25 protein-coding genes are annotated in these 25,503 nt (G+C 42.1%); 18 read left to right on the top strand and 7 right to left on the bottom strand.

The genetic code is table 11. The annotated features are described in order from the left end of the window. Positions 1–430 precede the first annotated feature (430 nt). Positions 431–1,006, top strand: coding sequence for a DUF1062 domain-containing protein (locus tag OXPF_RS16195; protein WP_054876267.1), 576 nt, complete (start codon positions 431–433; stop codon positions 1,004–1,006). Between the two features lie 166 nt (positions 1,007–1,172). On the opposite strand, the gene OXPF_RS16190 is transcribed toward OXPF_RS16195, so the two are convergent. Further along, positions 1,173–1,793, bottom strand: coding sequence for a helix-turn-helix transcriptional regulator (locus tag OXPF_RS16190; RefSeq protein ID WP_201779733.1), 621 nt, complete (start codon positions 1,791–1,793; stop codon positions 1,173–1,175). Positions 1,794–2,166: 373 nt separating this feature from the next. Beyond that, complete coding sequence (locus tag OXPF_RS16185) at positions 2,167–3,285, bottom strand: PucR family transcriptional regulator (protein ID WP_054876265.1); 1,119 nt, start codon at positions 3,283–3,285, stop codon at positions 2,167–2,169. A 163-nt stretch (positions 3,286–3,448) separates the two neighbouring features. On the opposite strand from OXPF_RS16185, the gene OXPF_RS16180 reads away from it, so the two are divergent. The 7 genes from OXPF_RS16180 to OXPF_RS16150 all read left to right on the top strand — a co-directional run bounded on the left by OXPF_RS16180 (position 3,449) and on the right by OXPF_RS16150 (position 9,996). Further along, the gene (locus OXPF_RS16180) at positions 3,449–4,048 is read left to right on the top strand and encodes a cytidylate kinase-like family protein (protein WP_054876264.1); all 600 of its coding nucleotides are present in this window, start codon (positions 3,449–3,451) and stop codon (positions 4,046–4,048) included. Between the two features lie 151 nt (positions 4,049–4,199). After that, on the top strand, positions 4,200–4,922 hold the full coding sequence (locus tag OXPF_RS16175) for an amino acid ABC transporter ATP-binding protein (RefSeq protein WP_054876286.1): 723 nt from the start codon (positions 4,200–4,202) through the stop codon (positions 4,920–4,922). Positions 4,923–4,938: 16 nt separating this feature from the next. Beyond that, on the top strand, positions 4,939–5,634 hold the full coding sequence (locus OXPF_RS16170; protein WP_054876263.1) for an amino acid ABC transporter permease: 696 nt from the start codon (positions 4,939–4,941) through the stop codon (positions 5,632–5,634). Positions 5,635–5,685: 51 nt separating this feature from the next. Next, positions 5,686–6,594 carry a substrate-binding periplasmic protein gene (locus OXPF_RS16165; RefSeq protein ID WP_054876262.1) on the top strand — a complete coding sequence of 303 codons (909 nt, stop codon included), beginning with the start codon at positions 5,686–5,688 and terminating at the stop codon, positions 6,592–6,594. Positions 6,595–6,658: 64 nt separating this feature from the next. Further along, positions 6,659–7,789 carry an iron-containing alcohol dehydrogenase gene (locus OXPF_RS16160; protein ID WP_054876261.1) on the top strand — a complete coding sequence of 377 codons (1,131 nt, stop codon included), beginning with the start codon at positions 6,659–6,661 and terminating at the stop codon, positions 7,787–7,789. A gap of 48 nt (positions 7,790–7,837) precedes the next feature. Continuing rightward, a complete protein-coding gene (locus OXPF_RS16155; RefSeq protein ID WP_054876260.1) occupies positions 7,838–9,196 on the top strand; it encodes an aspartate aminotransferase family protein in 1,359 nt (452 codons plus the stop codon). Positions 9,197–9,552: 356 nt separating this feature from the next. Next, on the top strand, positions 9,553–9,996 hold the full coding sequence (locus tag OXPF_RS16150; RefSeq protein WP_054876259.1) for a hypothetical protein: 444 nt from the start codon (positions 9,553–9,555) through the stop codon (positions 9,994–9,996). Between the two features lie 25 nt (positions 9,997–10,021). Here the strand turns inward: OXPF_RS16150 and OXPF_RS16145 are convergent, their stop codons facing one another. Continuing rightward, the gene (locus tag OXPF_RS16145; RefSeq protein WP_054876258.1) at positions 10,022–11,206 is read right to left on the bottom strand and encodes an aminotransferase-like domain-containing protein; all 1,185 of its coding nucleotides are present in this window, start codon (positions 11,204–11,206) and stop codon (positions 10,022–10,024) included. A gap of 167 nt (positions 11,207–11,373) precedes the next feature. Continuing rightward, on the bottom strand, positions 11,374–11,478 hold the full coding sequence (locus OXPF_RS22175) for a PhzF family phenazine biosynthesis protein (protein WP_152967790.1): 105 nt from the start codon (positions 11,476–11,478) through the stop codon (positions 11,374–11,376). Positions 11,479–11,692: 214 nt separating this feature from the next. On the opposite strand from OXPF_RS22175, the gene OXPF_RS16140 reads away from it, so the two are divergent. After that, positions 11,693–13,081 (top strand): aminotransferase-like domain-containing protein, encoded by a 1,389-nt coding sequence (locus OXPF_RS16140; RefSeq protein WP_054876257.1) that lies wholly within the window; start codon positions 11,693–11,695, stop codon positions 13,079–13,081. Positions 13,082–13,235: 154 nt separating this feature from the next. On the opposite strand, the gene OXPF_RS16135 is transcribed toward OXPF_RS16140, so the two are convergent. Continuing rightward, a complete protein-coding gene (locus OXPF_RS16135; RefSeq protein ID WP_054876256.1) occupies positions 13,236–13,880 on the bottom strand; it encodes a TetR/AcrR family transcriptional regulator in 645 nt (214 codons plus the stop codon). Between the two features lie 217 nt (positions 13,881–14,097). On the opposite strand from OXPF_RS16135, the gene OXPF_RS16130 reads away from it, so the two are divergent. The 3 genes from OXPF_RS16130 (at position 14,098) to OXPF_RS16120 (ending at position 18,587) form a co-directional block, all read left to right on the top strand. Beyond that, a complete protein-coding gene (locus OXPF_RS16130; RefSeq protein WP_054876255.1) occupies positions 14,098–15,870 on the top strand; it encodes an ABC transporter ATP-binding protein in 1,773 nt (590 codons plus the stop codon). Further along, positions 15,867–17,606, top strand: a complete 1,740-nt coding sequence (locus tag OXPF_RS16125) for an ABC transporter ATP-binding protein (RefSeq protein ID WP_054876254.1) — start codon at positions 15,867–15,869, stop codon at positions 17,604–17,606. Before OXPF_RS16130 ends, OXPF_RS16125 begins: the two co-directional genes overlap by 4 nt. 537 nt (positions 17,607–18,143) lie before the next feature. Continuing rightward, positions 18,144–18,587: an NUDIX domain-containing protein gene (locus OXPF_RS16120; protein WP_054876253.1), complete on the top strand. Its 444-nt coding sequence runs from the start codon at positions 18,144–18,146 to the stop codon at positions 18,585–18,587. Positions 18,588–18,627: 40 nt separating this feature from the next. Here OXPF_RS16120 and OXPF_RS16115 read toward each other — a convergent pair whose 3' ends face one another. Then, the gene (locus tag OXPF_RS16115) at positions 18,628–19,101 is read right to left on the bottom strand and encodes a hypothetical protein (RefSeq protein ID WP_054876252.1); all 474 of its coding nucleotides are present in this window, start codon (positions 19,099–19,101) and stop codon (positions 18,628–18,630) included. A 100-nt stretch (positions 19,102–19,201) separates the two neighbouring features. Here OXPF_RS16115 and OXPF_RS22615 point away from each other — a divergent pair, with 100 nt between their 5' ends. The 4 genes from OXPF_RS22615 (at position 19,202) to OXPF_RS16100 (ending at position 21,511) form a co-directional block, all read left to right on the top strand. Beyond that, positions 19,202–19,339, top strand: a complete 138-nt coding sequence (locus OXPF_RS22615) for a hypothetical protein (RefSeq protein ID WP_160317246.1) — start codon at positions 19,202–19,204, stop codon at positions 19,337–19,339. 216 nt (positions 19,340–19,555) lie between these two features. Beyond that, positions 19,556–20,347, top strand: coding sequence for a DNA-methyltransferase (locus tag OXPF_RS16110; protein WP_054876251.1), 792 nt, complete (start codon positions 19,556–19,558; stop codon positions 20,345–20,347). After that, positions 20,317–21,234 carry a DNA adenine methylase gene (locus OXPF_RS16105; RefSeq protein ID WP_054876250.1) on the top strand — a complete coding sequence of 306 codons (918 nt, stop codon included), beginning with the start codon at positions 20,317–20,319 and terminating at the stop codon, positions 21,232–21,234. The genes OXPF_RS16110 and OXPF_RS16105 overlap by 31 nt, the downstream gene beginning before the upstream one ends. 76 nt (positions 21,235–21,310) lie before the next feature. Next, positions 21,311–21,511, top strand: a complete 201-nt coding sequence (locus OXPF_RS16100; protein WP_160317245.1) for a hypothetical protein — start codon at positions 21,311–21,313, stop codon at positions 21,509–21,511. 140 nt (positions 21,512–21,651) lie between these two features. On the opposite strand, the gene OXPF_RS16095 is transcribed toward OXPF_RS16100, so the two are convergent. Then, entirely contained in the window at positions 21,652–22,248 is a 597-nt protein-coding gene (locus tag OXPF_RS16095) for a TetR/AcrR family transcriptional regulator (RefSeq protein WP_054876248.1), read from the bottom strand. 140 nt (positions 22,249–22,388) lie between these two features. Between OXPF_RS16095 and OXPF_RS16090 the strand changes: the two genes are divergently transcribed. After that, entirely contained in the window at positions 22,389–23,090 is a 702-nt protein-coding gene (locus OXPF_RS16090) for an ABC transporter ATP-binding protein (protein ID WP_054876247.1), read from the top strand. Further along, positions 23,084–25,408, top strand: a complete 2,325-nt coding sequence (locus OXPF_RS21925; RefSeq protein WP_083480001.1) for an ABC transporter permease — start codon at positions 23,084–23,086, stop codon at positions 25,406–25,408. Before OXPF_RS16090 ends, OXPF_RS21925 begins: the two co-directional genes overlap by 7 nt. The last annotated feature ends 95 nt before the right edge of the window (positions 25,409–25,503 follow it).

Below are 25,503 nucleotides of genomic sequence, written 5' to 3'. Positions count from 1 at the left end.
ACTTACATTGACGCTGGAATAAAGTTCCTATATAATATAAAAGTATTTGATTATGGAAGGAGCTTTGACCTTTGGATATTTTTTAATCTGTGATTACAAGTAACAATTCCATATCTTATTAGGCTGCAGATATAAGCGGCTATTTTTGCTGTGGGATTTTTTTACAGATTAAAGAGTACAAGGTACAAAGTTCTTTAGTGTCAGTATAGCATAGGGGGAATGACCCCTTATGTTGCGTTGCGATAAAGACCACAGTAAGGTACTCTTACCTATCTGCGGTCTTTTCTATTTAATAAAAAACGGAGTGTCAGAATTGACACTATCCAAAAACTATTGGAGGCTAATTTTATGAAAAAAATCACTTTTAACTATACTCCGCCTGTTTTCAACTTTCTTTTTTCACATTTAAGAAAAAGGAAGGATTTTGAATATGGAAGAAATACTTTGGGAGGTGCAATATCTTTCACCTCCTAAAACCATACGCTACTGTAAAAAATGCGGTATGAAAACTGAACATGTTTCCTCTGGACTATTCAGGGTGAACGCCCAACAAAAATCTTTGGATATTTGGCTGATTTACAGATGTGCATCTTGTAAATCGACATGGAATTTGACGATATATTCCCGTATAAATCCTAAAAGTATTGGTCAAACGCTGTTAAATCAATTTATGAACAACGACAGCGAGCTTGCCCAAAGATATGCTATGGATACTGAGCTTCTGAAAAGGAGCGGTGCAGAGATAGAAGCGCCGTCATATAGCATTATCGGGGAAATTATTGATTTCACAAAAGATGTGGAATTGAAAATCGTCAGCAAGTATTCAGAGAAAGTAAAAGTGTCAAAGATACTTCAGGAAAAATTATCCCTTACAAAAAAAGTCTTTGACGAAATGGTGTCTAGTGGAGTTATTCGTTTAGAGAATGGTGCAGATATCCACAAATGCAAACTACAACATGATATTGCAGTTTTGATAAGTGGAGCCACATCTATTCTAAAAATGTAATGTAAAAAACAGCGGTTTTGAGAAAAATCAAAGCCGCTGTTTTTTATCCACTCCCAGCTTTAAGGCAAAATCATAAGATAGTGGCACGGTTGTATTTGCGGCCCCTGATGGTGCTTTGTCTGAATGAAATCCGTCAATCCGATTTGTTTTAGCTTATCCCGGAGCCCTATTTTTCTTTTTTTCGGAATACTTTAATTTTAATGGTGAACCAGACCAAGCCTAATAACTGTAGCCACATTATAAATGAAATTAAAAGTCCAAAATAATTTCCATTTTGATAATATGATCGATAAAAAATCGCCCCCATACTTGAACTTATAAAATATGGCAAGGAAATGGCTATGGGCAAAAAAGTTATCCAGCCAATAAGTAATGCCACATATTTTTTTACTAACAAACACAGACATCCACATAGCAAAAGATAGACTGTTGGAATCATAAGAAACCGCTTGGCGAATACCATTGCAAGTATTATGCATATTATCGCTGCTGCAATCAATATGAAGCCGATAATTTTTTGCGTTCCATATATCCGCCGCGGGGTTGTATTTTTTTCCTGGCATGTCGCCCCATCTTCAATTGATTTATCAGCACGGACATCTTCTTTCGCAAGGTCGTCAATAGATACTTGGAATAGATTGCTAAGCGCAACCAGCTTGTCTAAATCGGGTATGCTTGCGCCAGTTTCCCACTTTGAGATTGACTGACGTGAAACATTTATTTTTTCGGCTAAATCGCCTTGTGACATATTGTGCTTATTTCGGAGCTTTGAAACTTTTTCGCCCAATGTCACATAAACCACCTACTTTCTTTTTAAAAATCATATCAAACAAAAGCGCCGCTTGTCGACCAAGACGGGTTTGATTTTTAGCAACCGACAGTTGCTCGGGTTTATCTTTGCTATTATATCAATTTTTATCGTCCGCTTTAATTGAAAAAGTATATATACTTTGGCGTAAATGCGCAATGATCACAGCCTCTATAATGTATATTGAGCACCGGGGCCAGCATCCTAACTGGAGTATTTCACTCCTGCACCTTCACAAAATCCACCGACATAAGAGACTGCATCAGAAGCACGCTCAGGCTTATTGTGCTTAGCATGCTTCCACCTATCTAAAAAGTGGATGCTGTTATTATGTTACAAGAAGACACTCTCCTCAAATTTCAAAATACTCCTTAATGTAAAATGCCATAAGCAAATCAAATTTTACCGCGGAATTGTCCAGCTCGGTATTTAAAATCTCCTTGATTTTTTTGATGCGGTAAACGATGGTGTTGCGGTGGGTATGCATACGGAATGCGGTTTCTAAAATGTTACAGTCGGATAAAAGAAAAATACGCAGGGTATTCATATAATCCGAAGCATGGTCTGCATCGTGCTGCTCCAGTTTACTTAAGTGGCGTTTGTATAGTTTTTTAAGTATTTCGGAATCCGAGGTAGTAAAGAGTATCTGAAATAATCCCAAGTCGTCAAAGTTGACAAAGGAACGGTTCCAGAATACCGCTGCTGCTAAAGCGAAGCGAGCCCGCTTGCAGCTCTGGCCAATCTGGGTAAGGGAATGGACGGTATCTCCTATGCCCAGTTTTATGCCGTCATAAAAACATATCATTTCTGTCAGCTCATTTAGTGGAATGATATTCTGGGAAGAATTATATATTAATATCTGCAGGTTCTCATGCTCAAAGAGGTGATACTTAAAGCCTTTGCTGTTAAGGGGCAAGGTAAGCCTTGTGGTGTTCTGCAGGTTTTGTATTGCCATAATTTTATAATCCGCCGCAGTCTCAAATCCCGACTGGTTCAGGGTGCGGAGGATATTTTCATGTATGGGCACCTGGTATAGGGCGTTCTGAAAAGCTGCGTTAAGATTGTTGACGCTCTGGTTGTTGTCTAAAAGCAGGCTGCAGTAATCCTGCATAATGTCTGCAAGGTGAACCTCCCAGGGCATGGAGAATATGGGAAAGCTGTTTGCGTTGCAAAATTCCAGTATTTCAGGTGTGATATCTGCTGTATGGAGGTATTTTCCTGCATTAATAAGGATGCCGCTGCAATTTCTCATGACTAGAGCCCGGATGAAATCATAAAGGCTTACGGTACTTTGTGTAAAAAGCCCCGTGGTTATGACCAGCTCTCCCCCCTTTAAAAAGGACATGTTCTGAAAATCCTCCGCCAGGTACACCCAGTAGGCAGAATTAGTCAAGCCGGATTGCCCGCCGTGAAGAGTAAGGCTGTATTTTTCCTTTGCAATCTCATAAAGCTCTGACACTTTGGTACGCATCTTTTATCCCACCTTAAATATTTTTATAATGATATCATACTTTGTATTCCAAGTACAATAAATATAAGAAAAATTAGATTTTAATACCATTGCAGAGCTATGTCTTTGTACTGTATAATTAGTCAAACATTAGAAACATTATATCAAGAAAGAAGTTTTTATTATGAATGATAAGTTTGTTGTTACAATTGCAAGGCAATTCGGAAGCCTGGGGCGTCCCATTGCAAGGAAGATAAGCGAAAAGCTGGGGGTTGAATACTACGACAGGGATATCGTTGAAATGACTTCTAAAAACTTAAATCTCCCGGTATCAACCATAAGCGATGAGGAAGAAAGCGCAAAGACGGCTTTTTTCAACATGAATTATCCTTTAGGCATGGGTACGACGGAAATTCAGGATTCCATATTTGCAGCCCAGAGAAAGATAATAACAGACCTTGCGGAAAAGGAGTCCTGCATCATAGTTGGCCGCTGTGCCGACTACATTTTGAAGGATCACAAAAACATAATCAATATATTTATTTATGCGCCTTATGAGGCAAGGCTAAAAAACTGTGTGGAGACTCTTGATATGCAGCCCGATGAAGCCAGAAGGATGATAGCATCTGTTGACAAAGCCAGAGAATCCTATCACAGGCATTATTGCGGTTACTCCATGTCGGACAAGGATTATAAGCATGTGATAATTGATTCGAGCTTGCTTGGGGCAGACGGAACCTGTGATGTGCTTACGGAAATAATTAAGATGAGATTCAAGCTTTAGATTTGATATAAAAACAAAATAGAATGCAGTAAATAAAGAACAAATAAGCAACGGAGCTTACTTTTTCAAGTAGGTTCCGTTGCTGTTTTTTTAGAAAAATTTAATCCGGTGAATAACTTAGCGGATAAAGAAAGAAGGTGTTCATATGGTTTTGCTTGAAATAAAAAAGCTTTCAAAATGCTTCAATGACCTGGAGGTTTTACGGGACGTAAACATTTCCATAACAAAAGGCGAAGTTGTAGTTATTATCGGTCCCTCAGGCTCCGGAAAGAGCACCTTGTTAAGGTGTGTGAATCTTTTAGAGCATCCTACCGGCGGCGAGATTTCATACATGGGGCAGGACATTACTCACCTTGGGAAAAAGGTTACGGATTACAGGAAGCATGTGGGGATGGTTTTTCAAAGATTCAACCTGTTTCCGTTAAAAACCGCCCTGGAAAATATCATGTATGCTCCGGTTAAGCTGAGCAAAGTGCCTCATAGTGAGGCAAAGGAGCAGGCTATGGAGCTTCTCCGCAAGGTAGGATTGGAAAGCAAGGCAAATGTTTATCCTCATGCCTTATCCGGCGGACAGCAGCAAAGGGTGGCCATTGCCAGGGCATTGGCCATGCAGCCCGACATCCTGTTGTTCGATGAACCTACCTCAGCTCTGGACCCCGAGCTGGTGGGGGATGTTTTGGAGGTAATGAAGCAGCTGGCGAAGGAGGGAATGACCATGATGGTGGTCACCCATGAAATGGGCTTTGCCAAGGATGTGGCCGACCGTGTCATATTCATGGACGGCGGCTATATAGTGGAGGAAGATACGCCCATAGAAATTTTTACGCGGCCTAAAAACGAAAGAACCAAGTCATTCTTATCCAGGGTGCTTTGACGGGAGGTGAACTTCAATGGAAGTGAATTTTAAAAAGGCTTTTGAGACATTAGGTCCCAGCCTCATAGATGGCATAGGAATTGTCGTTTATATCACCATAGTAGGTTTTACCTGCGCTCTTGTTTTCGCTCTTTTAATTGCAATCGGCAGGCTTTCCAAAAACAAAATCCTTGACAGGCTGCTCAGCATATTCATTGAGATAGTCCGGGGTACGCCTCTTCTGGTCCAGTTTTTCTACATTTATTATGTGGTGCCCATGCTGCTAAACGGGGCTATGGGTTTATTGGGCCAGGATACCAATATCCAGATTCCGGCTGCCACCTGCGGAATTATAGGTTTTACCATCAATTACGGATGCTACATGTCGGAAGTCATCCGCTCCGCAATACTGGCCATCGATTTCGGGCAGCGTGAAGCAGGCTTGGCCTTAGGGTTCAGCGAAAATCAGGTGCTGTTTCACTTCATCATCCCGCCGGCATTGCGTAATTCCGTGCCGGTATTCGGAAATTATCTGGTCATGCTTATTAAGGATACGTCCCTATTGGCTATGATTACGGTGCAGGAGCTGCTGCTGCGGACAAAGACCTTTGCATCCCAGACATTCTTAACTGTGGAAGCATATACCATTTTAGCCCTTGTTTATTTAGTAATCAGCCTGCCCCTATCCCAATTAAGCAGGATAGTTGAGAGAAGGTTAAAGCAAGTTAGATGAAACATTAAATTTAAATATAAAATAAAAAATGTGAGAAGGAAGGGAAAAGATATGAAAAAAATTAAGTTGAAAAAATGGATGGCGTTATGTATGACATTCATAATGGTACTTGCTGTTGTTACAGGCTGCGGCAGCGCTAATAACAGCGGGGGCACTCCGTCGCCAACAAGTACTCCTACACAAGCTGCATCCGGTGAATCACAGATGCTTACAAAAATAAAAGAGAAAGGCTACATTCTTATCGGTTCTTCCAATGACGCACCTTTCTCATATCAGGATGTAACTACTAAAGAATTAAAAGGCATCGACATTGAAATACTTCGTGAAATTTGCAAACGCTTAGGTATACCTGACATTCAGATGAAGGTTATCGATTTCTCCAACCTCCTTGTGGAGCTTAACAACAACAGCATCGATATGGTTGTTGATGCCATGTATGTTAAAGTCGAAAGGCTTCAGATTGCCGCATTTACTGATAAATGGTACCAGGAAGGCGAAGCAATAGTAATTGCTGCCGATTCAACCATTGCCACCAAGGAAGATTTAAAAGGAAAAACCTTAGGCGCACAGCCGGGTACAGCCTTCTATGAAACTGCCGAAAAGTGGCTCAATGAGGGCAAGATAGGAAAGGTGGAGGCCTATGACAATCAGGCCACCTTAATGACAGCCGTTAATATGGGCAAGGTGGACGCCGTTGTTACCGACGGCATCGTAGCCGGATTTACATTATCATCCGACAGCTCACTGAAATTAAAGCTTATGTCTCCGTATGTACCGGAGGCCAGCGGACAGATTGGCGCGGCAGTGCGCTTTGCAGACAAGGATTTCTTAAATGAAGTTAATAAATGCTTAAATGAGATGAAGGAAGACGGCACTCTGATGAAAATTTTAAAAGATTACGGCTTAACTGAAGATTATTTCGTCGGCGTTGAAGAAGGGGTTACCAAAAACGTCAAATAAGCCGATAATTAAGGGAGAGACTTAAAAATCTCTCCCATCCATTTGAACAGGAGTAGTGATATTTATGGAATTTCAGTATTATTTGCCCGTCAACCTTGTATTCGGAAAAGGTAAATCCTTATTTATAGGAGAAAAAGCCGCTGCCTTAGGAAAAAAGGCTATGATTGTCACGGGAGGCAGCAGCACAAAGCGCTCCGGCTTATTGGGAAAAACCGGGGAGCAGTTAAGAGATAAGAATATTCCCTATGTTATTTTTGATAAAGTAACGCCAAACCCTTTAACCACCACCGTTCTTGAAGGAGCAGCAATTGCACAGGCAGAAGGCTGTGATGTAGTCATCGCCTTAGGCGGCGGAAGCAGCATAGATGCTGCAAAAGGCATAGCCTTTCAGGCGGTGAACGGCGACGATATAAACGATTATATTTTTGGAAGGAAATCAAGCGACAAAGCACTTCCTATTATTGCCGTACCCACAACCTGCGGTACCGGAAGCGAGGGCAACGGATTTGCCGTTATGACAAATCCCGAATCAAAAGACAAAAAATCCCTGCGCTGCAGCGCCATAGTCCCGGCTTGCTCTATCATAGATCCTCTTTTGATGGCCACTATGCCAAAGGATATTTTGGCATCCGTTGGCTTTGATGCATTATGCCACAATATTGACGGGTATATATCATCCATTGCCCAGCCTATGACGGATATTTTGGCATTGGAAGGCGCAAGGCTTGCTATTAACTGCCTTAAAAAGGTTTATGCAAACCCAACAGATATGGAAGGCTGGGAAGGTTTGTGCCTTGCCAGTACTTTGGGAGGCATGGTTATAAATACGGCGGGAGTTACAGCCCTTCACGGAATGGAGCATCCCGTAAGCGGTCTTAAGGATGTGGTCCACGGAAGAGGCCTTGCCGCTCTGGCACCCGCGGTATTTGAAGAATCAATTAAAGGGGACCCTAAGAAGTTTACCATACTGTCAAGGCTTTTAGGCGGCAGGGATGAAAATGATTTTATGGATAAAATAAATGAGCTTATTCATGAGCTTAAATTAAATACCACTTTAGGAGATATGGGGATTAAGAATGATGATGTGGACTGGCTGGCGGAAAACTGCATGAAGGTTTCAGCGGCAAGTATTGCAAATCATCCTGTGGTTTTCAGTGTTGAAGATTTAAAGAGAATATACCGGAAAGCTATATAATTTATAGGGGCTTAAATAAATCAACATAAGGTATGGAGGCGAAAAGACATGCTTAAAGATGCATTACCCAAAGTTAATATGGCGCTGCCGGGGCCCAACGCCAAAGCTGTACTTGACAGGCGTGCAAAGGCAATACCCGGCGCCATTAAATGTGTTTATCCAATTGTTATAAACAGGGGAGAAGGTGCCATGATAGAGGATGTGGACGGAAATATCTTTCTTGACTGGGTAGGAGGTGTCGGAGTACTTAATATAGGCTACAGCCGCCCAGAGCTTATAGAAGCTTTGAATGAACAGTCCCAGAAGTACTTTCACGCCATGATGAACATAGTCACCCACGAAGGTTATATTGAGCTTGCGGAAAAGATGAATGAAATAGTCCCCGTTAAAGATAAGGAAAGGAAAACCATGTTTGCAAATTCCGGTGCGGAAGCCATAGAAAACGCAGTGAAAATTGCCAGGTCTTATACGGGAAGGCCAAATATCATAGTGTTTTCCGGCGCATTTCACGGAAGGACATTGCTGGCATCGGCAATGACGGCAAAAAAGGTTTATTCCTATGGCACCGGCCCCTTTCCTGACGGAATATACCGGGGGGAATTTCCATATATGTACCGCAAGCCGGAGGGCATTAGTGAAGAAACTGCCATAGATTACTATATTGAAAGGCTGGAAAAGGTTTTCGACGAGGCGTCTCCGGCAGAGCTTGTGGCGGCTGTTGTCTTTGAACCTGTTCAGGGTGAAGGAGGCTTTATTCCGGCTCCCATAGAATGGGTGAAGGCCGTGAGAAAAATATGTGATGAAAAGGGCATATTGATGGTTGCCGACGAGATACAAACGGGTTTCGGACGTTCCGGAAAGATGTTTGTATCAAATTACTGGGAGGAAGCAGGCTGTGCCCCGGATATCATCGTATCGGCAAAATCCATAGCAGGCGGAATTCCAATAAGCGCTATTACAGCCGGAGCCAAAATTTTTGACGGCATAAAAAGCGGTATTATAGGCGGAACCTTCGGCGGAAATGCCCTTGCCTGCGCAACGGCCCTTAAAGTTATTGAAATTATTGAGAAAGAAAATTTATGCGATAGATCCCTGGACATTTCAAAAAAATGCAGGGATGAATTTGATAAATGGAAAGAGGAATATGAGGAAGTCGGCGATGTCCGCGGTATCGGCTGCATGATGGGCATAGAATTTGTCACCGATAAAAAGACCAAGACCCCCAATACCCAGCTGGTCACCGATATAGTGGCACATGCGGCACAGCACGGACTTATCGTTGAAAACGCAGGAGCCCATTCCAACGTTATAAGGTTTTTATGCCCGCTGGTGGTCACCGACGATCAGCTGGACAACGGCTTGAAGATATTAAAGGAAGCAATTGAGGCTTGCAGGAATAAGAATTAGTAAAAAAGTGCAGCAGATGATATCTGTGAAGAATGAAAATATTGCGTACAACACCTGTCTTAATGGATAAAATTCCAAAAATGAGGCAGGTGTTTTTAATTTGAATAATTTTAAATTGAGTATCTCTTTATATGTTTGAGGTTGAGGCATTATATAGAGAGAAAATATAAGAATCAAATTTTAGGGTATATTTTTTAAAGTTATGATAGTGTTGAATGATGTGCAGCTGGTTATATTGAAGAGAATATTGGAATAATGATGAAACACAAATCCCTAATCATACGTCTAATTTTAACAGGTTATTTATGGATTAGGAAAAAGTCTTAAATGATATGTTTATAAGGGAGGATGCTTAAATGAAAAGGTTACTGATTATAGCAATTATTATTTTATCCGGCTTATCTGGCTGTTCAGGCGATACAATCACATCTCAGGAAAATGCAAAAGAAGTGAATGAGCTGGTACAGGGCTTAATGGCAAATTCGCAGCAAGTGGATTTTCAGGTGGAACCTTCACGGGCTGATTGGGCTCCGGATGGACTTGCACAAATAAGGGAAATGGCATTTGGCTTGATACCTGCAATAAAAGTTACTGGTAAGATGAACGGGAAAGTAGATTTACACAAACCGGGGATGGCTTTTTTCAAATGGAGCGACACAAGCATTTATATTGACTTGAAATCATCCGATCCCCAAGGGAGTATCTATATTGAATCAAAATATGGAATTCATGAGGCGGAGGCAAACAAGGAAAGTGTAGATAAAGTAATTGAATTTGCGAAGAAAAGCCTGCTTCTATAGTTTCAAGTTGATCCGCCCCTTCCTATTATTTGAACTCCTTTAACACATTACCGATGCGTGCAATTCCATCAGCAATTTTTCCTTCCTGTGTATTGGAGAAATTGATTCTAAGGGTATTGGACTTATTAGTATTAGGGAAAAAGGAATTTCCGGGAACAAATGCCACATCATGTTCAAGGCATCTCTCAAGGAGCTTAACCGTATTAATTCTATCGTTCAACTCCACCCAGAGGAAAAGCCCGCCTTCGGGTTTTGTATATTTTGTGTCCGGAGGAAAATATCGGCTTATGGCGTCAATAGCAACGTCACGCCGCCTTCGGTATACTTCTCTTATTTTGTTGATATGTGCGTCAATATCATATTTTTCGAGATAAGCAGCAATCACCATTTGTGCTATTGTATTGCACTGTAAATCTACTCCCTGCTTTACAAGCACATACTTTTGAATAACATCTTTGTCACCTGCAATCCAGCCAATTCGGTAACCCGGACAAAAAATCTTTGAAAATGTCCCTGTACATACTATATTGCCAGTACGGTCAAATGATTTTACAGATGTTAAGAAGTCACCTTCATATCTAAGCTCTCCATAGGGATTATCTTCGATAACTATCACGTTATATTTCGCTGATATATCCGCCACCTGCTGCCGGCGCTCTAAACTCCATGTTCTTCCCGTCGGGTTTTGAAAATTAGGAATAATGTAAATTATTTTTGAAGCTGGAAATGCTTTCAAAGCCTTTTCCAGCTCAGAAATAATCATTCCTTCCCCGTCCGTTTCAACTTCAACAAATTTGCAGCCATATGATTTGAACGCACTAATAGCAGCCAAATATGTAGGGCTTTCACATAGCACAGCATCCCCTTCATCCAAAAATACTTTTCCAGAAAGGTCAAGAGCCTGTTGAGAACCATGCGTTATCATAATATTTTCGTCACAAAATGACGTACCAAGCTGAGAGTTCATTCGCTCTGCAATCCATTTTCGCAAAGGTTGATAGCCTTCCGTAGTCGAATACTGCAGCGCCTGTCCTCCATTGTGCTCTAAAACATAGTTGTTTGCCGCTTTTATTTCTTCAATGGGGAACAATTCAGGAGCGGGCAATCCCCCTGCAAATGAAATAACTTCCGGTTTTTCCGTCAGCTTTAATAATTCTCTGATTTCAGATGCCTTGATACTCGATATTCTTCTTGCGTATTTATACTCCATAATAATTCTCCTTTATCAAATGAAGATTTCTGCTTCGGAAAAAAGTGCTGCTTTCCCGCTCAAAATGGTGCGCTCTCCCGCATGACGGCAGTACAGAATGCCGCCCCTTTGGGATGCTTGGTAAGCAGTGAGCGTGTCGCGGCCCAGCTTCCCGGCCCAAAGAGGGCTCACATGGCAATATCATCGGAAAGCCACTTGTCCATGACACAGACAGCGGCGGGATTTCCAGCAAAAATTTGATCGGTAAACGCGTCTACAACATACTGTTTCATGTTAAGTCCTCCTTTTTCAGATATTTCTGGCTCAAAGGCCAAGTTCTGCATCCGTAGCACCCTTTGGCGCGGCATCCGGGTTCTGCTTCAGCAAAATTGGTCATGCTCAAATTCCTCCCTTAACAGGTAAGGGGCTTGCTAAAATTGTATCATCACGGTATAATGCATACAATATTAATATTGTATGTACAACAATTTGAAGGTGGGAATTGGGATGTCTGTCAACTCATTTGATAATTACCCCCTGGCATGGAAGCCAGAGAAAGAGAAATTAAAGCAGCCGTATTTCAAAGCACTTGCAGAAGATTTGGAAAACAGGATAAAACGGGGCATATTGAAACCCGGAACAAAATTGCCGCCCCAGCGTGAAATTGCGGATTATCTGAATTTGAACTATACAACGATAACCAGAGTCTATGAGATATGCAAAAAGAAAGGCTTGGTCTATGGAGCAGCAGGAAAAGGAACCTTTGTTTCGCCCCATTCTTCGGAAAATATAACGATTACAGCATCCAATCTCACCGATGGATGTATTGAAATGGGGGCTGTAAATGGCTTCAGCGAATATACCGAATTGACGGAAAGGGCTACCCGCGCTGTTGTTGAAAAGGGGTATCTCCGCAATTTGTATGAATACACCCACCCAGCCGGTCAACCTCATCAGCTTGCGGCAGGCATTCGCTGGATGGAGCAGCTGGGAGTGCATACAGACAACGAACATACTGCGATTTTTGCAGGTGCGCAAAATGCCATAACAGTAGCCTTGGTTTCCCTCTTTTCACCCGGAGATAAGATTGCCACCGATCAGTATACCTACTCCAACTTGATTGAGCTTGCTAAATTGCTCCATATCGTTTTAGTCCCCATCAGAGGGGATAAAAATGGAATGTGCCCGGATGATTTAAAAAGACAATGCGGTACCAATAAGATGAAAGGCATCTATCTTATGCCCTCCTGTGCCAATCCGACAACAATCGTAATTTCAAAAGAGCGGCGTGAAGAATTGGCGGCAGTCATCCGAAAGCATCGACTGATTTTGATTGAGGATGATGTCTCTGCGTGGATGCCCACTTCTATCGGAAATATGCTGCCATCTATGTTTGATCTTCTGGCGGGGCAGAGTATTTATATCTGCGGAATGACAAAAAACCTATGCCCCGGCCTCCGGATTGCATACATGACTTTTGCCGAATGTTTTCGTCAGGAAATTCTCCATGGATTATTCAATATCAACGTCAAAACATCTTCTCTTGATGCAGAAATTATAACGGAGCTTATTCTCAATGGTGATGCTTACAAAATTGCGGAACATAAGCATTCTTTAACCGAGAGGGCCTGTGCTCTGTTTGCAAAATATTTTCCCGAGTGCTGGAAAGAACATGGAAAAATCAGCTATTACCAATGGATGCCGATTGAAATAGAGAAGCCGTTCCGTGATATTGAAGAAGATTTCATAAGTCAAGGGATTCGTGTCTATCATTCTGAGCGGTTCGCAGTAGCAAAAAATCAAGGCCATAATTTTCTCCGCGTTACTCTTTGCTCTGCGGGAAGTATGCGGAAACTGGAAAAAGGACTGCAAATCTTAAAAAGTTGCTTAGATTGAAGCCGGTTGTATGAAGCTATCGGCAAGCTGACCAAAGTACAGCAACGGAGACTACACCTATACTATTTTGCAGGTTTGAGTTACAGCCAGATTGCCAAATGTGAAGGTGTAAACCACCGTATCCGCCATATCTGAGAAAATATCTGTTCTTATATTAAAATTCATTTTCCAACCTAATATAACAGGGAGCGTATGGATACGCTTTATGCTTATCATAATATTGGCATCCCGGCTCTAATTCGTAGGATTCTACGAGATATGCCACGACATATTGCGCTAATTCTTCTGGAGATTCCTTGCAGCCATGCAGAAGCCAGCGATTGGCCATTCCCCAAAATCCACCCATACCAAAGAAAAAGTGATACCGTACTTTTGGTGAAAAGTCAAACCCACCTTTTTCTGCATTTTCCGGTTTGACTTCCTTTGCTACGCGGAACATCAATTCGTCATGGCTTTGCATGAAAAAATAAAGCATGTTGCTTTCCTGAAGGAGATCAAAAAATTCCCGATGTTCCAGCCAGAAAGAAAAGTATGCCAAAGCTGTTCTATAAAATGTATGGTGATCCCCCATAAACATGCTCGCCGCAAGTTCTTCAAATATAGATTCACAGCAGCGCATGAGAAGTTCTTCTTTGCTTTTGTAATAACGATAAAAGGTACACCGGGCCAGTTGAGCGCGATCCACGACTTCCGTGATCTTAATCTCTCGGAACGGCTTTTCTTTCATCAATAAAAGAAGCGCGCTCATCATCCACTCCTCAATTTGATTTCGCGTTTTTTGTCTTGAATGTCCGTTCATGCCGACCTTCCTCCTGAGACATTTTTTGAAATATGTATCATTTTCTCAAAATCGTTGAATTGAAAATGAAGTCTGCTATAATGATACCATATTCATTAAAAGATACAAGTGTCTCACAATTGGTTGTGTTACCTGCTTCGGACTTGCCGCAGACTCTTAGGGTGGTTTTTTTTATATAACACAGTTAGAGCTAACTAACTTAAATGGAGGAATAAATATGGTAAAGAAAAAATCCGGCAGACAGTCGGAAAAAGTAAAGATGTCTTATTTATTTGAGCTGGCTGGTAGCAAGAAAAGAATTCTATATACAGCCATCCTGTTCAGCATTTTGTCTGGATTGAGTACCTTTGTTCCATATGTTATGGTTTTTCGGACGGTGCTGTTTCTGTTTAAGGACAATGGTAGCATGGATGCGGTTATGCAATATGGGCTGATCGCAGCAGTTTTTATCCTGTTGAGGTTTATTTTTCAGGCCATTTCAGCCGGTATGACACATATAGGCGCATACAACGTGCTTTATCAAGTACGAAAAAAAGTTTGCAACCATATTGGAGAAGTCAATCTTGGTTTTTTTACGGACAACAGTACAGGTGAGATCAAAAAAGTGCTAATGGAGGATGTAGAGCGACTGGAAAAATTTTTGGCGCACCAGATTCCTGACATAACAGTCGCTATCGTGGTTCCCCTTGCGGTGCTCATTTACCTCCTCACAGTAAATATCCCGATGGCCTTAATACTTCTGCTCCCTATTGTTGTAACACTTTTCCTCCAATATCTCATGATCGTGATTACAAAGCCTTTGATGGCAAATTTCCCGGGGGTCCTCGGGAGGCTCAATTCAGCTATATTGCAATTTGTAAATGGAATGCCGGTTATGAAAGCCTATAATCTTACTGCAAACTCTTACCGGGATTATTCTGAAACCGGCAGGGAGTACAACGACTTGTGGGTAAAGGTTGCTAAAATTGCAGCCCCGCTCAGTGCGGTATGCAAAGTGCTTATCGAATCAGGTATCTTTTTCACTGTGCCACTGGGAGGCTGGCTTTACCTGTCGGGCAAGCTGGAGCTTGGAGCCTACATTTTCTTTATTATCATGAGCATTGTATTTTTGGCTGCCTACAACAATCTGATGAATTTTGCGCAGATTTTCAGTCAAATTTCTTCCGGACTGGAACGCATTAAGGCCGTGATGGATACTCCTGAAATGCTGTCGGGCGCAGATGAAATTTCTGAACCGGCGGAAGAACATACCGTTGCTTTTTCTCATGTTACCTTTGCCTATCAAAAAAGAGAGGTTCTTTGCGATGTGTGTTTAACGCTTTCCAAAGGAAGTTTAACTGCTTTCGTAGGACCTTCCGGAGCCGGAAAGAGCACTGCGGCCCAATTGATTCCTCGTTTTTGGGATGTTACAAAAGGTTCAATCCGTATAGATGGCAAGGACATTCGGGAACTTCAAACAGAAAATCTGATGGAGCTTGTGTCATTTGTCTTTCAGGAAGCCTTTATGCTGGACGATACCGTCTATCAAAATATTGCAATCGGGAAGCCGAATTGTACTCGGCAGGAGGTGGAGGCTGCGGCTAAAGCCGCGCAAATCCATGACTTTATCCTAACGCTTTCCAAAAGTTATGATACGCAGATAGGCACGGCAGGCATAAAAATGTCAGGTGGTGAAAAACAACGCATCTGTATTGCAAGGGCTATATTGAAAAATTCCCCCATCATTATTTTCGATGAGGCTACCAGTTTTACGGATATTGAAAACGAGCACAAAATCCAAATGGCCCTTGGTAATCTGCTGAAAAATAAAACAATAATTATGATTGCACACCGACTGCACACGATTGTCAACGCAGATCAGATTTGTGTATTTGATAACGGACAGGTCAAGGAAGCTGGTACTCATCCGCAATTGCTGGAGAAAGCCGGGCTTTACGCAGATATGTGGCACGTTTATACAGAACAGGGAAAGGAGGTGTTCGCAAAATGATTTCCATGATGAAAGCAATTCGTAAACTTGGCGATAAGGATAGCCGCAGACTCATTTCACCTATTGTATTAAGTGTGTTTGATTCCCTGCTGAACTCCTGTATGTATGGTGTGATGCTGTTTGTTCTGCTGGATTTAGCTCAGGGACAGTTCCAGACAGAAAATTTAAAAGGGTATGTTTTGGTTTTGGTAACTGTTTTCTTGCTACGGTGCATTGTCCAGGCAATCAGCTTTACGCAGGCGCAGTGCCTCGGCCCTGATATTTCTTACAGGCTGCGCATAACGCTTGGTAACCATATTCGCAGCTTAAACTTGGGCTACTTTAATAAGAACAGTATCGGAAAATTAAGCGGAACGTTACTCACAGATGTGAACGACTTTGAAACTATTGTAACTCACTGCCTGTGTGATTTTATCAAGGTGATTTCCTTCACGGCGCTTTCCATGATAGCAGCGGTATTGATAAACTGGAAGTTTGGATTAGCAATCGCGCTTCTTGTGTTAATCGCCTTTCCGTTCCTTAGACTTTCTGGAAAGGTTTCGGAGAGAAATTATGAAAAGCTGCGGAATGCCAATCATAACGTTGTCTCTCGTATCGTTGAATACATCAGCGGAATCAAGACGTTCCACCTGTATACTCTGATTGGAAGCAGGTTTAGGCGTTTGGACGACGCGCTCCAAAATTTAAGACGGGAGTCTATTCGTACTGAGATATCCATTCTTCCTGCCGCACTGAGCTTTTCTTCCATCACGGCCATGATCGTGCCGGTCGCACTGATTTTAGGAACGTGGTTTTTAACCGCGCAGCACATGAACGCAGCCAGTTTTCTGCTTTTCGTGCTGCTGGCAATTTCCATATCCAGTATGATGACGGTACTGAGTTCCCTGTATCCGCAGGTGCGCTCCATTTCTAGGGCCGCAGACAATATCCTATCCGTTTTGGGTGAGAAGCCGCTTCCCTATGAGGCGGAAAAGCCGGATTTTAAGAACTATGAGATATCATTTCACGATGTTTCCTTCGGGTATACGAAAGAGAGTTCCGTGCTTCATAATCTATCATTTACCGCGCGTCCCGGCACCACAACGGCGTTGATCGGACCTTCCGGGTCCGGAAAAACTACCATTATAAGTTTAATCGCGCGTTTTTGGGATGTAACAGAGGGAAGTATTACGATTTGCTACGAAGATATTCGGAAGATCATGCCTGATACGTTAGCTCATCAAATGGCCATCGTATTTCAGGATGTCTATCTGCTTCAGGATACCGTTATTAACAATATCAAAATTGGCAATCCTTCGGCAACTAAAGAAGAAATCGTTGCCGCCGCCAAAGCTGCTCACTGCCATGATTTTATTATGGAAATGGAAAATGGATATGATACGATGATCGGGGAAGGCGGCTCCACCCTTTCCGGTGGTGAAAAGCAGCGTATTTCTATTGCGCGGGCACTTTTAAGGAACGCCCCGATCGTACTGCTGGATGAAACAACGTCTAGCTTAGATGCCGATAATGAAAAAGAAATTCAACATGCATTTGACCATCTTATGAAGGGAAAAACCGTATTGGTTATTGCGCATCGTCTGAAAACGATCATCAATGCGGACAATATCCTTGTATTGGACAAAGGACATATACGGGAATCAGGTACACATGACGAACTCATGCACCGAAACGGCTGGTATGCGCATATGATTGAGGAACAGCGAAAAGCCGAGCAATGGTCGGTCCAAAATTGAAATAGAAGGGATGTAATCGAATATGGGGATAAAGGTTAGCGGAGCTTGTTAATAAAGCAATCGCAATTTATTGTGATAGTATAAAGGTCGGAAAGATTAAATATAAAGAGAGGTAACTGCCCTGCGGGAAATAAAAAAACCGTAGTTTTGGCAGATGATTTGTCGTGCTAAAATTGCAAAAATGGTAGCCAAACGGCGGCTTTGGGATAGGAGGCTTTTATGTACCCAAAGCCGTTACATTTTGCATATGAGGGGCCGCCACTTTATGACGGTCTAATGTAGCAGAGTTTCAACAGGTGAAAAATCCTTATTGCTTCCGTCTTGGAATACGGCGGTAAAAATTGAGTTTTCGGATGACGGGCCACTCCTGCAAGATGTGATTGCTAATTTTCTGATACGGCAAAAGGGCGGTCTGTAACAGGCTGCTTGATGTGGTAGAATAAGGTTAAGCGGAGTATTCCATGCAGAATAGGAAAGTGGCTTTGGTGATCAAAAAATCATTGCCATTTATTCAAAAATTACTATAGGAGAAAAAAGATGAAAAGATATCCTGAAACAACTGTTAGTGCAGTGATTTTTAATCCTCAAGAGAAAATACTTCTTTGCAAGTCTCACAAATGGGGCAATAAATATGTAATCCCGGGCGGGCATATTGAATTAGGAGAAAAAATGGAAGAGTCATTAAAACGGGAAATATTGGAGGAAACGGGGTTAAATATTTATGATATTAAACTGATAGGTCTTAAGGAAAGTATATTTAGTGATACATTCCACGAAAAAAAGCATTTTATTTTTATCGATTACAAGTGTAAGACCGATTCAAGTAATGTAGTCTTAAATAACGAAGCAGAAGAATATGAATGGGCAGATATGCAGCAGATTGAAAATTATGATTTGGGCGGATTTACAAAAGAGTTATTAATGCTGTTAAGGGATAAGAACAAGACTGAAAACTGTGTTGAGATTTTTTACAACTACTGACATATTTAAGGCGAAGCTATGGAATTCGGAATTCCTGCGGCTAACTCTTTTTTCCCGAATTTGATTTTGGCGGTTTAATAGAACTCCGCTTACAAGTAATATTCAATAACTCTATCTGCTTATAGACTTCATTTATCTCCTCAGCAATCGCATCACAGTCAATTCCATTCATTTTCAGCCCAGCCATAATTTCAGAGACAGCTTTCGCATAATTTGCTTTATGATTTGCATTAAGCTCTGTCCAATTAATTCCTTTAAAGTACTTAACGATAGAGTGATTCAGTTTTATTTTGCCTTGCAGCATCAGCACGGCTATTATTGGGTATCCGGCATATCCACCCCAGTAGGATGCATCATCATTTGAAGTATATATACCATCTTCCCAGGTAACTGTATATTCTTTAGAATAATTTGAGGACGTCACTTTTGCAGTGCCATTACCGACTGCCACCCGGTTATCAGCAATGGCGCTGTAGGCCTCATGTATTTTTTCTATTGGCGGCATTTTATTCATAAGTTTGCGGCTCCTTTCTAGTTGTTCCTTTGCAGATTTCTTGCAGAATAGCGGTAAGTCGATATTCTCAAGAAAAGGTTTTAAGATTCAACCCATCAAAATGTCGTTTAATCTTCTTAAGCCTGACTTATATATTAAGAGAATAACATATGAGCCTGGAATTTCCAAGGCTAATAAAGAAAAAGATGTGTTCAAATCCATGTTTGATTATGCAAGAAGCATTGGCGTAACACCATAGTAACAACACCTGCCTTAATGGATAAAATTCCCAAAAATGGAGCAGGTGTTTTTATTTTGGATAATTTTAAATTGGAAACAAGCACGGTATGGAGTTGCCGGACATAGGCAGCTGGAATGCCCATAAAGTGGTCTCTTTATATTTAAAAAGTAGTCTTATAGCAGGGGTTTATGATAGAATTATTAAATAGGCAGATAAAATTGAGAGGTTATTTACATGTACTATTATGAAGATAAGTGGTTCAAGTTAATACAAGGTGATTGCATTGAAAGATTAAGAAGCATTGATGAAAAGTCAATAAACATGATATTTGCCGACCCGCCATATAAGTTAAGCAACGACGGTATAACCTGCAAATCCGGTAAAATGGCAAGCGTAAATAAAGGTGAGTGGGACAGGTCAGAAGGGCTTAAAGACGATCATGATTTTAATAAGAAGTGGCTTTTGGAATGCGGCAGGGTATTAACTGATAATGGTACCATATGGATTTCCGGAACATATCATATAATTCATTCCATAGCTTTTGCACTTATGGAAATGAATTATTACATCATAAATGAAGTAACATGGAACAAACCCAATGCGGCTCCAAATATGGGATGCAGGTGTTTTACAGCCAGTCAGGAAACTCTTCTTTGGGCTAAAAAGTCCAAGAAGGCCAGACATGTTTTCAATTACAGCCTGATGAAGGAGCTAAACGGCGGAAAGCAGATGAGAAGCGTGTGGGATATTCCCACAACTCCGATGAGAGAAAAGACCTACGGCGGACATCCTACACAAAAACCAAAGGAGCTTTTAAAAAGATGTATATTATCAAGCACCAATCACGAAGATATAATTCTTGATCCCTTCTGCGGCTCAGGTACAACGGGTGTTGTTGCAGTGGAAAACAGAAGGAAATTTATTGGTATTGATACTAATACTGAGTATCTTGAACTGACAAAAAAACGCTTACTTGATGCAGAGGGGGAAATCACTTGGATGAACTATGGGCAAAACCCTTTTTAAAATGGGCAGGCGGCAAAGGCCAGCTCATTTCTCAGATAGAATCATATCTTCCTGAAAGGCTTAAGGAAGGGAAAATAAAAAAATATGCCGAACCTTTTTTGGGCGGCGGTGCCGTATTTTTTTATTTGGTATCCCGGTACAAATTTAAGCAGGTTATTTTAAACGATATAAATGAGGAATGTGTTCTTACATATAATGTAGTTAAGGATAATGTTGATGATTTGATTAAGGTTTTATACGATATGGAGATGAAATATAAAAGCTTATGTGATGAAGATAGACAAGCTATGTTCTATGAAGCAAGGGAAGCATTTAATGATGAGAGAGTAAAAATAAACTATAATATATATTCGCCTGATTGGGTAAAGCATGCAGCCAACATGATATTTTTAAATAGGACATGCTTTAATGGACTGTATAGAAAAAATAAAAAGGGGCAGTTTAACGTACCCTTCGGTAAATATAAAAATCCTACCATATGTGATATTAATAATCTAAGAGCAGTCAGCAGCGCCCTTAAAAATGCGGTTATTACCTGTGGAGATTTCGAAAATATTTCAAAATTCATCGATAAAGATACTTTTGTATATATGGATCCGCCATACAGGCCGCTCAATGAGACTTCCAGCTTCACTGATTATTCAAGTGTACCTTTTGACGATGAAAGCCAGATAAGGCTGTCACAGTGGTATAAATTGCTGGATAAAAAGGGAGCAGCGTTGTTGTTAAGTGAATCGGATCCTACAAATACCAATCCTGAAGATAAGTTCTTCGATGAGCTTTATAAAGACTATTCCATATACAGGGTAAATGCAGTGAGAGCTATAAATTCAAAAGTATCAGGCAGGGGAGCCATCAGGGAATTGCTGATAGCCAATCATAAGTAACTCCAGAGTTTCAGTTTTCCATCCTGGATCCCCGGCGGATTGATGGGAATTCAGCTTTTGCCGGGCCTGCCTGTTGATGCGTTTATGGTTGTTTGTCCGGCTGCCGGCTGCCGCTGCTCTCATTTTAACTTACAGAGAGAACGGGAAACAAGGTATGATTACGCTTCTGAAACGCGGAATAGACATAAAGAATGTAAAATTAAAGGGCTGGTATTTTATAACGGTTCTTTTGATGCCGCTAACCAGCCGCACACCCTGGCCCGGCAAAGATACATAATATAAACAGAAAGGCGGTTGATAATGGGCTATCTCAAGAGAAATATGCCCATGCATCAACCGTCTTTTTTGTGTTTTTGAACTGACAGGAGTTTATATAATGATGGTATAATGTCACAGTGGCATTTGAAGCATGGAAATCTATTGCTCACTATGCCTGATGAGCCCGTCTAAAAACAACAGGTTGATTTCCTCCGCCAGCTTGGGGCTGTGCTCAAGAGTAGGACGTATTTTCCTGTTGTGCAGAAAATAGTTGTAGAAGATGTCAATATAGATTTCTATGGCAGTGTCGGAAATATCCGTTGAAAAATACCCGATTTTTTTCCCTTCCTTTATGATAGATGAAATCAGGCCTTTGTTTTCCGTATTGAAATCATCAAGATATTGCCGGAGAACAGGGTCGCTTTCCACGGCGTCAAAAAAGAAATCCATATTATAGCGGCTGCCGTATATGATCCTGTTTTCCAGGTATTCCCTCATCTTGTCGATAAAATTACAGTCCTTTTCAACCAGCTCTTTTGTCTCACACAGGCTTTCATCCAAAATGTTTTTTACTATGATCCGCCTAAGATTGTCTTTGCTCTCAAAAAAGTTGTAAATGGAAACTTTGGAGACGCGGGCTTTTTCGGCGATTTCTGTTACGGTTACTTTCTCAAAACCGTATTTTCCGAACAGCTCCAAGGCGGTTTGAATGATAACCGCTTTTTTATCGTTTCTTCTTTTTTCAAATCCATCCATCAGGGTAACCTCCAAATTATGAACTATATAAACCTGTTTTGTAAATAATATAACATTTAATCATTGACAAGTCAAACAGGTATTGATAATATATGAACTATAGAAACAAATAAAGTTCATAATTTGAAAGGAGCATGGATATGGCGGATATTATTTTTGATAATGTAAACAAGGTTTATAAGATGGGAGAGGTTACCATCCAGGCGGCAAAGCAGGTGTCGTTTCAGGTTAGAAAGGGAGAGCTTTGCATTATTCTCGGCCCCTCCGGCGCCGGCAAGACCACGGTTTTAAACCTCTTAGGAGGCATGGAGAATGCTACGTCCGGGAAAATTCTTTTTGACGGTAAGGATATTACGGTCATGGACGATGTGGAATTGACCGATTACCGGAGGCATAAAATAGGCTTTGTTTTTCAATTTTATAATCTGATCCCCAATCTGACTGCGCTAGAAAACGTGGAACTGGCAAAGCAGGTTTGCGAATCGCCTCTGGAGCCGGAAGACGCTTTGAGTATTGTCGGCTTAAAAGACAGGATTCATAATTTCCCGGCGCAGCTTTCCGGCGGTGAACAGCAGCGTGTGGCCATTGCAAGGGCTATCTGCAAAAATCCGGATCTGCTGCTCTGTGACGAGCCTACCGGGGCATTGGACACTGAAACGGGTAAAACTGTTCTTAAGGTTTTATCCGACATCAGCCGCAAGATGGGAAAAACGGTGATCATCATCACCCATAATTCTCTTGTGGCGCCCATGGCCGACCGTCTGATAGAAATGAAAAACGGCAGGGTAGTCAAAGAAAGCGTACAGGAGTCTCCTGCGGATCTGGAGGGAATCAAATGGTAAATATGCTGCAAAAAAAGATTTTCAGGGATATAAGGGAAAACCGATGGTCATTCCTTGCAATCGTGTGTATCTGTTCGCTGGGTATTGCCCTATACAGCGGCATAAACCTGTATGTGAGTACCGTTGAAAAGGTGGTATCCGGTTATTATGAGGATGCTAATCTCGCTGATTACTGGATTTATAAAGGAAAAATTTCAAATTCCGACCTGGATAAAATACGGTCCCTGGATGGAATTGAAGAAGCCCAGTACCGTAAAGTAACGGACATTACCCTGCCCGGAGCCTCAGGAGCGGTGCTGCACATCCATGCTATTGATGAAGCGGCGAAAATCAATGTGCCGGAGCTTTTGGAAGGAAGTTTGCTTGACGGAAGCGAAAAAAGATCCCTTTTGCTTGACAGCCGCTTTGCCGAGGCCCACGGGATTTCTGCCGGGGATGTTATTACAGCAGGAGAAGGTGAGAGCCAGAAAGAGTGGCTGGTAAAAGGGATTGTCCGGGATGTGGAATATGTTTATTACGCACCGGAAGGCTTGACCGTTCCCGATTACCGCAAATACGGATTTGCCTACACAAACGCTTCCGCTTTACCGGAGGTGGCTTTTAATGAAATTATCCTTACCGTTGATAAAGGATCAAATCTTTCCCAGGAAGAAATTTCGAACAGGGTGCGCGAAGCGCTGGAAGGGGCCAATATCTTAAGCCGCCATCATCAAACAAGTTACCGGAAGGTGGCGGACGCTATGACGGGGATAAAACAAATCGGACTGTTGTTTTCCATGGCCTTTTTCCTGACGGCGGCCCTGGTGACATGGATTACCGTATCCCGAATGATGGAGAACCAGCGCCAGCATCTGGGCACACTCCGTTCTTTAGGTTATTCCAAAAAGGAAATCACAGGACGGTACGTGCTTTTGGGGGTTTTAATCACCATCCCTGCTATGATTTTGGGATGGGCCGCCGCCCGGTATCTCATCGCGGAATTACTGTACCGGGTTGGGATCACCTATTACACTATAGAAGCCACGGGTGTCACTCCCTTTACGCCCCACTTCTTTCTATCGGTATTCTGCGTGGCAGTTGTCACCTGCGGAGCAACGGTGCTATCCTGCCGCAAATCGCTGAAATCCACACCTGCAGCCCTTATGCGTCCGAAGCCGCCGGCCCAGGGACATAGGATTTTGCTGGAGAGGATAACCCCCTTTTGGCGGAGCCTTAGTTTCAGCGGAAAAATCGTGACAAGAAACCTGTTCCGCAACAAGGCGCGCCTTATTATGGGCCTTGTGGGTATCATCGGCTCAACTTCCCTGATTCTGTGCGGTTTCGGCCTGATGAATTCTATTAACTCCATGCTTGATCGGGCCTTTGATGAGACTGTGCAGTACAACGTGGAAATTAAGCTCCGGACTCCCTCAACCGTGGAGCAGTTTTCCGATATTTACGGCGTGCTGCATAGCGCGCAGAACATTGACGCAACCATGGCCTTCAGTATTTATCTTTATGGTAAAAACGGCAGTATGCAAAGCCCTTATCTTGTCGTCATGGACGAAGAACAAAGAAGCCTCAGCTTCAAGGACACAAAGGGCAACCCAGTTGACTTGCCGGAGGACGGGGCATTTATCACTCCAAGGATGGCGGATGCTCTTGGCGTGGATGTGGGCGATACCATCACAGCGGAACGCCTGGATGGGATTGTCATATCCCTAAAGGTGGCAAATATTGTGGATTTTCCTGTGGGAAATGAGGTCTATATAGGCAAAACCGCATTTTCCAAAGTATCGGACCTCCCCTTTCTTGTAAGGACGCTGCTTATAAGAGGGCAGGGGATGGACCTTAGCGGCCTTAAAGATGACCCGAGAATTTCACTGGTTGAGACAAAGGAAGAAATGCGCAGCAATATGCTCATTGTATTGGAAGCCTTGCAAAGTTTCCAGGCCATATTGATTTTATTCTCCGGCCTCCTCGCCTTTGCCGTTATGATGGTGCTGGGGCGCATGAACTACTATGAGCGGATCCGGGAGCTTGCGACGCTGAAGGTCTTGGGATTTCGCAGAAATGAGATGAAAAGGCTGGTACTGCGGGAAAACATCTGGATTACAATATTCGGACTGCCTTTTGGCTACATCATTGGTTCTTTGCTGCTTCGAGCCATACTGCAGCAGGCGACAACGCCGGATCTGGAAATCCTGCCGCTGATTACTGCTTTCAGCACTGCCCTTGGATTTGCCTTTATGCTTGCCTTTACAATGCTTGTCAATTATGTCATGGGTCGGAAGTTTAAAAGCATAGATATGGTGGCATCGCTTAAAAGTGTGGAGTAAAATATTCTTATATAAAAAGACTTTTGGAAGATTAAGAGAGAATACCAGCATGGCCTTATTGTCGGCGAAGAATTAGTATATATACCGAATACTAA

Source organism: Oxobacter pfennigii (assembly GCF_001317355.1).
GTDB lineage: Bacteria > Bacillota > Clostridia > Clostridiales > Oxobacteraceae > Oxobacter > Oxobacter pfennigii.
This window is presented reverse-complemented; position numbering and strand designations above follow the sequence as displayed.